The 7,953-nt window shown below is 68.9% G+C and carries 8 protein-coding genes; all 8 read right to left on the bottom strand.

Annotated elements, in window-relative coordinates; all coding sequences use genetic code 11:
- Positions 1 to 883: NADH-quinone oxidoreductase subunit NuoH (gene nuoH / locus ACE3Q3_RS21600; protein WP_374449456.1), on the bottom strand; the 883-nt coding region annotated here is incomplete at its 3' end.
- A gap of 7 nt (positions 884 to 890) precedes the next feature.
- On the bottom strand, positions 891 to 2,954 hold the full coding sequence (nuoG, locus tag ACE3Q3_RS21595) for an NADH-quinone oxidoreductase subunit NuoG (protein WP_374449454.1): 2,064 nt from the start codon (positions 2,952 to 2,954) through the stop codon (positions 891 to 893).
- 20 nt (positions 2,955 to 2,974) lie between these two features.
- Positions 2,975 to 4,279 (bottom strand): NADH-quinone oxidoreductase subunit NuoF, encoded by a 1,305-nt coding sequence (gene nuoF / locus ACE3Q3_RS21590; RefSeq protein ID WP_374449458.1) that lies wholly within the window; start codon positions 4,277 to 4,279, stop codon positions 2,975 to 2,977.
- Positions 4,279 to 4,905: an NADH-quinone oxidoreductase subunit NuoE gene (gene nuoE, locus ACE3Q3_RS21585; RefSeq protein ID WP_374449452.1), complete on the bottom strand. Its 627-nt coding sequence runs from the start codon at positions 4,903 to 4,905 to the stop codon at positions 4,279 to 4,281. The genes nuoF and nuoE overlap by 1 nt, the downstream gene beginning before the upstream one ends.
- Positions 4,902 to 6,080, bottom strand: a complete 1,179-nt coding sequence (locus ACE3Q3_RS21580; protein WP_374449450.1) for an NADH-quinone oxidoreductase subunit D — start codon at positions 6,078 to 6,080, stop codon at positions 4,902 to 4,904. Before ACE3Q3_RS21580 ends, nuoE begins: the two co-directional genes overlap by 4 nt.
- Complete coding sequence (locus tag ACE3Q3_RS21575; protein ID WP_374449448.1) at positions 6,081 to 6,716, bottom strand: NADH-quinone oxidoreductase subunit C; 636 nt, start codon at positions 6,714 to 6,716, stop codon at positions 6,081 to 6,083.
- A 14-nt stretch (positions 6,717 to 6,730) separates the two neighbouring features.
- The gene (locus ACE3Q3_RS21570; RefSeq protein WP_374449445.1) at positions 6,731 to 7,273 is read right to left on the bottom strand and encodes an NADH-quinone oxidoreductase subunit B family protein; all 543 of its coding nucleotides are present in this window, start codon (positions 7,271 to 7,273) and stop codon (positions 6,731 to 6,733) included.
- Positions 7,264 to 7,629 (bottom strand): NADH-quinone oxidoreductase subunit A, encoded by a 366-nt coding sequence (locus ACE3Q3_RS21565; RefSeq protein ID WP_374449443.1) that lies wholly within the window; start codon positions 7,627 to 7,629, stop codon positions 7,264 to 7,266. The genes ACE3Q3_RS21570 and ACE3Q3_RS21565 overlap by 10 nt, the downstream gene beginning before the upstream one ends.
- Positions 7,630 to 7,953: the final 324 nt, after the last annotated feature.

The raw sequence follows: 7,953 nt of genomic DNA, 5'->3' as shown, positions 1-7,953 counted from the left end.
GCACCCAGAGGAAGACGAACAGGCAGAGCGCGATCTTGGCCGCGAACCAGATCGGGCCCGGGATCCAGTTGAAGGGCGCGATGTCGGCGGGCGGCAGCCAGCCGCCGAGGAACAGGATCGAGGTCATCGCGCTCATCAGGATCATCTGGGCGTATTCGCCGAGATAGAAGAGCGCGAAGGACATCGAGGAGTATTCGACGAAGTAGCCCGCGACCAGTTCCGACTCGCCTTCCGGCAGGTCGAAGGGCGACCGGTTCGTCTCCGCCAGCGCCGAGATGAAGAAGACCACGAACATCGGGAACAGCGGCACCGCGAACCAGATCGTCTTCTGCGCCATGACGATGTCGGTCAGGTTCAGCGAGCCGACGCAGAGCAGCACCGTGATGATGACGAAGCCGATCGAGACCTCGTAGGACACCATCTGCGCGGCCGAGCGGAGCGCGCCCAGGAAGGCGTACCGGGAATTGCTGGCCCAGCCCGCCATGATGACGCCATAGACGCCGAGCGAGGAGATGGCGAAGAGGTAGAGCACCCCGACATTGATGTCCGAGATGACCGCGCCCTCGCCGAACGGGATCACCGCCCAGGCCATGAGGGCGAGCGCGAAGGTCAGGATCGGCGCCGCCAGGAACACGACCGGGTTGGCGCCGGCCGGGATGATCGTCTCCTTGGTCAGCAGCTTGAGCCCGTCGGCGAAGGGCTGCAGCAGGCCGAAGGGGCCGACCACGTTCGGTCCCTTGCGAAGCTGCGCCATCGCCAGGACCTTGCGCTCGGCGAAGGTGAGGTAGGCGACCGCCACCAGGACGACGACGACCACGGCCACGATCTGGGCCAGGATGACGATGGTGGGCCAGGCGTAGCCCTGCCAGAAGCCTTCGGTCATCGGCGGCTCACCCGTGCGTGCCGGTGCGGGCGTCGCCGCCCCGGACATAGAGGTCGCTGCACTCCGCCATCGTCGTCGAGGCGCGGCAGATCGGATCGGTCATGTAGAAGTCGGCGATCGGCAGCGCGAAGGGTCGCGGCTGGATCTGTCCGGCGACGCCGAAGAGCGCCCAGGGCGCGGCCGTCACCACCTCGCGCTGCGCCAATGCCGGATGCGCGGCGGCGATCCGGCCGCGCAGGGCTTCCAGCGTGTCGAACGGCAGCGGGCGGCCGAGCGCGGCCGAGAAGGCGCGCAGGATCTTCCAGTCCTCGCGGGCCTCGCCCGGCGGGAAGACGGCACGCCGCCCTTCCTGCACCCGGCCCTCCATGTTGACGTAGAGGCCGTCCTTCTCGGTGTAGGCCGCCCCGGGCAGCACGACGTCGGCGCGGTGGGCGCCGGCATCGCCGTGATGACCCTGGTAGACCACGAAGGCGCGGCCGAGGCGGGCCATGTCGAACTCGTCGGCGCCGAGCAGCCAGACGAAGCCGATCTCGCCGGTCGTCGCCGCGCCGAGGATGCCGCCCATGCCGTGTCCGCCCGACGCCGGCACGAAGCCGACGTCGAGGCCGCCGACCCGCGCCGCGGCCGTGTGGAGGAGGTTGAAGCCGTTCCAGCCGTCGCGCACGAGCCCGCAGGTGTCGGCGACCCTGCGCGCCGCGGCCAGCACCGCCGCCCCGTCGGCGCGGCTGATCGCGCCCATGCCGAGAATCAGCATCGGCGCCCTGGCGGCCTTCAGCCGCTCTGCCAGCGGGTGGCTGCCGTCGGCGACGGCGGCCAGGAGGGCCGGATCGTTGCCCAGTTCCTCGACCGCGTAGGTCGTGTCGGTGACGGCGCCGATCCGCGCCACCTGGAACCCGCCGCGACGCCAGCGCTTGCGCAGGCGGGCGTTGACGAGCGGCGCCTCCCAGCGCGGGTCGGTGCCGACGAGGAGACAGAAGTCGGCGTCCTCGATGCCGGCGATGGTGGTGTTGAAGAGGTAGCCGGCGCGGGCCGACGGATCGATGGCGGCGCCGTCCTGGCGGCAGTCCCGGTGCGGCGACCCCAGTCCGTCCATCAGCATCCGCAGGGCGAACATCGACTCGACGCAGGCGAGGTTGCCGGCGATCGCCGCCATGCGGTCGCCATGCAGGCCCTGCATCCCCGCGACGATCGCCCGGAACGCCTCGTCCCAGGTGGCGGGCACGAGCTTGCCGTCCCGCCGCACGTAGGGGCGGTCGAGGCGCTGGCGCAGCAGCCCGTCATAGGCGAAGCGGGTCTTGTCGGAGATCCACTCCTCGTTCACCGCCTCGTTGAGCCGCGGCAGGATGCGCATGACCTGCGGTCCGCGCGTGTCGACCCGGATGTTCGAGCCGACGGCGTCGAGCACGTCGACCGACTCGGTCTTGCGCAGCTCCCAGGAGCGGGCGGTGAAGGCGTAGGGCTTGGAGGTCAGCGCGCCGACCGGGCAGAGGTCGATGATGTTGCCCGACAGCTCCGAGGTCAGGGCCTTCTCGACGTAGGTGCCGACTTCCATGTTCTCGCCGCGGCCCGTCGCCCCCAGCTCCTCGACGCCGGCGATCTCGGTCGCGAAGCGGATGCAGCGGGTGCAGTGGATGCAGCGGGTCATGGTCGTCTTGACCAGCGGGCCCAGTTCCTTGTCCTTGACCGCGCGCTTGTTCTCGCGGAACCGGCCGCGGTCGAAGCCGTAGGCCATGGCCTGGTCCTGCAGGTCGCACTCGCCGCCCTGGTCGCAGATCGGGCAGTCGAGCGGATGGTTGATGAGCAGGAACTCCATCACCCCCTGCCGGGCCTTGCGGGCCCGCGGCGAGTTGGTGTGGATCACCATGTTGTCGGCGGCCGGCATCGCGCAGGACGCGATCGGCTTCGGCGCCTTCTCCTGCTCGACCAGGCACATCCGGCAGTTGCCGGCGATCTCCAGCCGCTCGTGGAAGCAGAAGCGGGGCACCTCGATGCCCAGCATCTCGCAGGCCTGCAGCACGGTCGTCCCGGGCGGGACCTCGACCTCGATGCCGTCGATCTTCAGTTTCGGCATGTCCTACGCCCCTGCCCGCCTCAGGCCGCCCGCGCCGGCGCCTGGGCCTGACGCGACGCCTTGTAGGCCAGGATCCGCTGTTCCATCACCGGCCGGAAATGCCGGATCAGGCCCTGCACCGGCCACGCCGCGGCGTCGCCGAGCGCGCAGATCGTGTGGCCCTCGATCTCGGTCGAGACGTCGAGGAGCATGTCGATCTCCTCGATCTCGGCCTGCCCCTTCACCATCCGCTCCATCACCCGCCACATCCAGCCGGTGCCCTCCCGGCACGGGGTGCACTGGCCGCAGCTCTCGTGCTTGTAGAAGCGCGACAGGCGGGCGATCGCCTTGATGATGTCGGTCGACTTGTCCATGACGATGACCGCCGCGGTGCCGAGGCCGGAACGGACCTCGCGCAGCGAATCGAAGTCCATGAGCACCTCGTCGCAGATCGACTTCGGCAGGACCGGCACCGACGAGCCGCCGGGAATGACGGCCAAGAGGTTGTCCCAGCCGCCGCGCACGCCGCCGCAATGCTTCTCGATCAGTTCGCGCAGCGGGATGCCCATCACCTCTTCGACGTTGCACGGCCGCTCGACGTGCCCGGAGATGCAGAAGACCTTGGTGCCGGTGTTGTTCGGCCGGCCGAGCCCGGCGAACCAGGCGCCGCCGCGGCGCAGGATCGTCGGCGCGACCGCGATCGTCTCGACGTTGTTGACCGTCGTCGGGCAGCCGTAGAGCCCGCAGGCCGCCGGGAATGGCGGCTTGAGGCGCGGCTGGCCCTTGTTGCCCTCGAGACTCTCCAGCAGCGCCGTCTCCTCGCCGCAGATGTAGGCGCCGGCGCCGCGATGGACGTAGAGCTCGAAGTCGTAGCCCGAGCCGCAGGCGTTCTTGCCGACGAGGCCGGCGGCATAGGCCTCGTCGATCGCCGCCTGGAGGCGCATCGCCTCGTTGTAGAACTCGCCGCGGACATAGATGTATCCGGCCGACGCCCCCATCCCGACGCCCGCCAGCAGGCAGCCCTCGATCAGCTTCTGCGGGTCGTGGCGCAGGATGTCGCGATCCTTGCAGGTGCCGGGCTCGCTCTCGTCGGCATTGACGACGAGATAGCTGGGCCGTCCGTCGGGCGAGGATTTCGGCATGAAGGACCACTTCAGGCCGGTCGGGAAACCGGCGCCGCCGCGGCCGCGCAGGCCCGACGCCTTCATTTCGCCGATGATCCAGTCGCGGCCCTTCAGGATCAGTTCACGCGTGCCGTCCCAGTCGCCGCGGCGGCGCGCTGCCGCGAGGCGCCAGTCGTGCACGCCATAGAGGTTCGTGAAGATGCGGTCCTTGTCGTCGAGCATCATTCGCTTCCCTTGCCGGCGGCGGGAACCGCGTCGAAGGACAGGCCGTCGAGGGTGGTCGGCCCGCCCGCCGGCGCCGAGGCCTGCCGGCCGGTCACCGACCCCATCGGCGGGACCTCGCCCCGGCGCAGCGATTCGAGCAGCCGCTCGGTCGCCGGGCCGTCGAGATCCTCGTAGAAATCGTCGTTGACCTGGAGGATCGGCGCATTGACGCACGCCCCCAGGCACTCGACCTCGACCAGCGAGAAGAGCCCGTCCGGCGTCGATTCGCCGACGCCGATGCCGAGCACCTTGTGGCAGGCCGCGACCACGGCATCCGAGCCGCGCAACCAGCACGGCGTCGTCGTGCAGGCCTGCAGGAAGTACCGGCCGACCGGCTTGAGGTTGAACATCGTGTAGAAGGTGGCGACCTCGTAGACGCGGATCGGCGCCATCTGCAGCCTGGCGGCGACGTGGTCCATCGCCGCGCGCGGCAGCCAGCCATGCTGCCGCTGCGCCAGGTCGAGCAGCGGCAGGACGGCGCTCTGCTGCCGGCCCTCGGGATAGCGGGCAATGATCTGGTCCGCCTGCGCCGCATATTCCGGCGTGAAGGCGAAGGTCGCGGGCTGGTCGGTGTCGGCGCTCATCGATCGATCTCACCGAAGACGATGTCCATGGAGCCGATGATCGATACGACGTCGGCCAGCATGTGGCCACGCGACATGAAGTCGAGGGCCTGGAGGAAGGCGAAGCCCGGCGCCCGGATCTTGCAGCGGTAGGGCTTGTTGCTGCCGTCGGCGACGAGATAGACCCCGAACTCGCCCTTGGGCGCCTCGACCGCCGTGTAGGTCTCGCCGGCCGGGACGTGGTAGCCCTCGGTATAGAGCTTGAAGTGGTGGATGAGCGCCTCCATCGAGCGCTTCATCTGCGAGCGCGGCGGCGGGGCGATCTTGCGGTCGTCCACCTTGACGGGGCCCGACGGCATCTTCTCGATCGCCTGGCGCATGATGCGAACGCTCTGGCGCATCTCCTCGATGCGCACGAGATAGCGGTCGTAGCAGTCGCCGTGGCGGCCGACCGGGATGTCGAAATCCATGTCGGCATAGGCGTCGTAGGGCTGCGCCTTGCGCAGGTCCCAGGCGAAGCCCGAGCCGCGCAGCATCGGGCCGGAGAAGCCCCAGTCGCAGGCCTGGGCCCCGGTCACGACGCCGATGTCGACCGTCCGCTGCTTGAAGATGCGGTTCTCGGTCAGGAGGCCGTCGAGGTCGTCGATGACCTTCGAGATCCGGTCGCAATAGGCGTGGATGTCCTCGGCCAGACCCGCCGGCATGTCGATCGCGACGCCGCCGGGGCGGAAATAGGCGGCGTGCAGCCGCGCCCCGCACACCCGCTCGTAGAACTCCATCATCATCTCGCGCTCCTCGAAGCCCCAGAGGAACGGCGTGAGCGCGCCGACGTCGAGCGCCATCGAGGTGACGTTGAGGAGATGGTTCAGGATCCGGCTGATCTCGGCGTAGAGGACCCGGATGTACTGGGCCCGCGGCGGCGCCTGGATGCCGAGCAGCTTCTCGACCGCCAGTGCGTAGGCGTGCTCCTGCGACATCGGCGCGACGTAGTCGAGCCGGTCGAAATACGGCACCGCCTGCAGGTAGGTCTTGTACTCGATCAGCTTCTCGGTGCCGCGGTGCAGCAGGCCGATGTGCGGATCGGCCCGCTCTACCACTTCGCCGTCCATCTCGAGGACGAGGCGCAGCACCCCGTGGGCCGCAGGATGCTGCGGCCCGAAGTTCATCGCGAAGGACTTGAGCTCGACGTCGGCCATCTAGGCACTCCCGACGGGGCGGTCCGGATGGGCGTCCCGCGTCGCCTTCTCGTCGCCGGGCAGTTCCGGCGTCATGCGCTCCCAGGGGCTCTCGAAGTCGAAGCTCCGGAACTCCTGGACCAGCTTCACCGGCTCGTAGACGACCCGCTTCTGCTCGTCGTCGTAGCGCACCTCGACATAGCCCGTCAGCGGGAAGTCCTTGCGCAGCGGATGCCCCTCGAAGCCGTAGTCGGTGAGGATGCGGCGCAGGTCGGGGTGGTCGGAGAAGAAGATGCCGTAGAGGTCCCAGGCCTCGCGTTCCCACCAGCCGGCAGCGCTGAAGATGCCGACCGCGGACGGCACCGGCGTCGCCTCGTCGGTCGTCGTCTTCACCCGGACGCGCAGGTTGTGGTCGAGGCTGAGCAGGTTGTAGACGACGTCGAAGCGCTGCGGCCGCTCCGGATGGTCGACGCCGCAGACATCGACGAGACACTTGAAGAGGCACTGCGCGTCGTCACGCAGGAAGGTGAGGACGCGCGGCACCGAGGCCGCCGCGACATGGAGCACCAGTTCGTCGAGCACATGCTCGACGCGGGTGACGTGGTCGGGAAGTGCCGCCTCGACATGGGAGCCGAGTTCGGCCAGGACGGGGTTCATCGCCGGCTCGCCTTCTACCGCGCGAAATTGCTGGTGCGCTTGATCTTCTTCTGGAGCTGCAGGATGCCGTAGAGCAGCGCCTCCGCCGTCGGCGGGCAGCCCGGAACATAGACGTCGACCGGAACGATCCGGTCGCAGCCGCGGACCACGGAATAGGAATAGTGGTAGTAGCCGCCGCCGTTGGCGCAGGATCCCATCGAGATCACCCAGCGCGGCTCCGACATCTGGTCGTAGACCTTGCGCAGGGCCGGCGCCATCTTGTTGGTCAGCGTGCCGGCGACGATCATGACGTCGGACTGGCGCGGGCTCGGGCGGAAGAAGATGCCGAACCGGTCGAGGTCGTAGCGGGCCGCGGCCGTGTGCATCATCTCGACGGCGCAGCAGGCCAGGCCGAAGGTCATCGGCCACATCGAGCCGGTGCGGGCCCAGTTCAGGACCTTGTCGAGCTGGGCGACGACGAAGCCCTTTTCCTCGATTTCGGACGTGACGCGGCGGAGCACCGCGTCCTGCGTCGCGCCGGGGCCGATCGCGGCACCGGCAGTGCCCGTCAATCCCATTCCAGCGCCCCCTTCTTCCACTCGTAGACGAAGCCGACCGTGAGCACGCCGAGGAACACGATCATCGACCAGAAGCCGAACAGCCCGATGTCGCCGAGGGCGACCGCCCAGGGGAACAGGAACGCGACCTCGAGATCGAAGATGATGAACAGGATGGCGACCAGGTAGAAGCGCACGTCGAAGCGGCCGCGGGCGTCCCCGAACGGCTCGAAGCCGCATTCGTAGGCCGAGACCTTCTCCGAGTCCGGACGCTGGCGGCCGGCGATGTAGGAGGCCGCCACCATGACGATCGCGATGGCGAACGCCACCCCGATGAACAGCAGAATAGGCAGGTATTCTCGGAGCATGCCCTGCATGTCCCTAGCCGGTCGAACAGGTGGTTTGGTCGCGGGGGGAACGCTTCGTGACCCAGGCGCCCCGCCCCGGCGCGCAGGACCATAGTCTCATTTGCTGCACCAGCAAAGTGTTCGATCGCAACGCGATCGCTGCGCTGCGGTGTCGACCCGTCGGGGCATCGGATGGGGTCTGCTGGCTCAACCGCCCGGTCCATGAAAAAGGCCGCCGAGGCGGCCGTCTGGGGATTCCGCCGAGCGGCGGCAGCGGATGGCGGCCACCGCCCTTTCGGGGCGGTGGCGGGAGTGACGGGGCTCGAACCCGCGACCTCCGGCGTGACAGGCCGG

Source organism: Allostella sp. (assembly GCF_041913585.1).
Lineage (GTDB): Bacteria > Pseudomonadota > Alphaproteobacteria > ATCC43930 > Allostellaceae > Allostella.
Note: the sequence above shows the minus strand (reverse complement) of the source record. Positions and strands in the feature narration are given on the sequence as shown.

Excerpts from the sequence above, each read along its gene's own strand:
- nuoG (WP_374449454.1), bottom strand. The coding sequence starts at position 2,954 with ATGCCGAAACTGAAGATCGACGGCATCGAGGTCGAGGTCCCGCCCGGG.
- nuoF (WP_374449458.1), bottom strand. The coding sequence starts at position 4,279 with ATGCTCGACGACAAGGACCGCATCTTCACGAACCTCTATGGCGTGCAC.
- nuoE (WP_374449452.1), bottom strand. The coding sequence starts at position 4,905 with ATGAGCGCCGACACCGACCAGCCCGCGACCTTCGCCTTCACGCCGGAA.
- ACE3Q3_RS21580 (WP_374449450.1), bottom strand. The coding sequence starts at position 6,080 with ATGGCCGACGTCGAGCTCAAGTCCTTCGCGATGAACTTCGGGCCGCAG.
- ACE3Q3_RS21575 (WP_374449448.1), bottom strand. The coding sequence starts at position 6,716 with ATGAACCCCGTCCTGGCCGAACTCGGCTCCCATGTCGAGGCGGCACTT.
- ACE3Q3_RS21570 (WP_374449445.1), bottom strand. The coding sequence starts at position 7,273 with ATGGGATTGACGGGCACTGCCGGTGCCGCGATCGGCCCCGGCGCGACG.
- ACE3Q3_RS21565 (WP_374449443.1), bottom strand. The coding sequence starts at position 7,629 with ATGCAGGGCATGCTCCGAGAATACCTGCCTATTCTGCTGTTCATCGGG.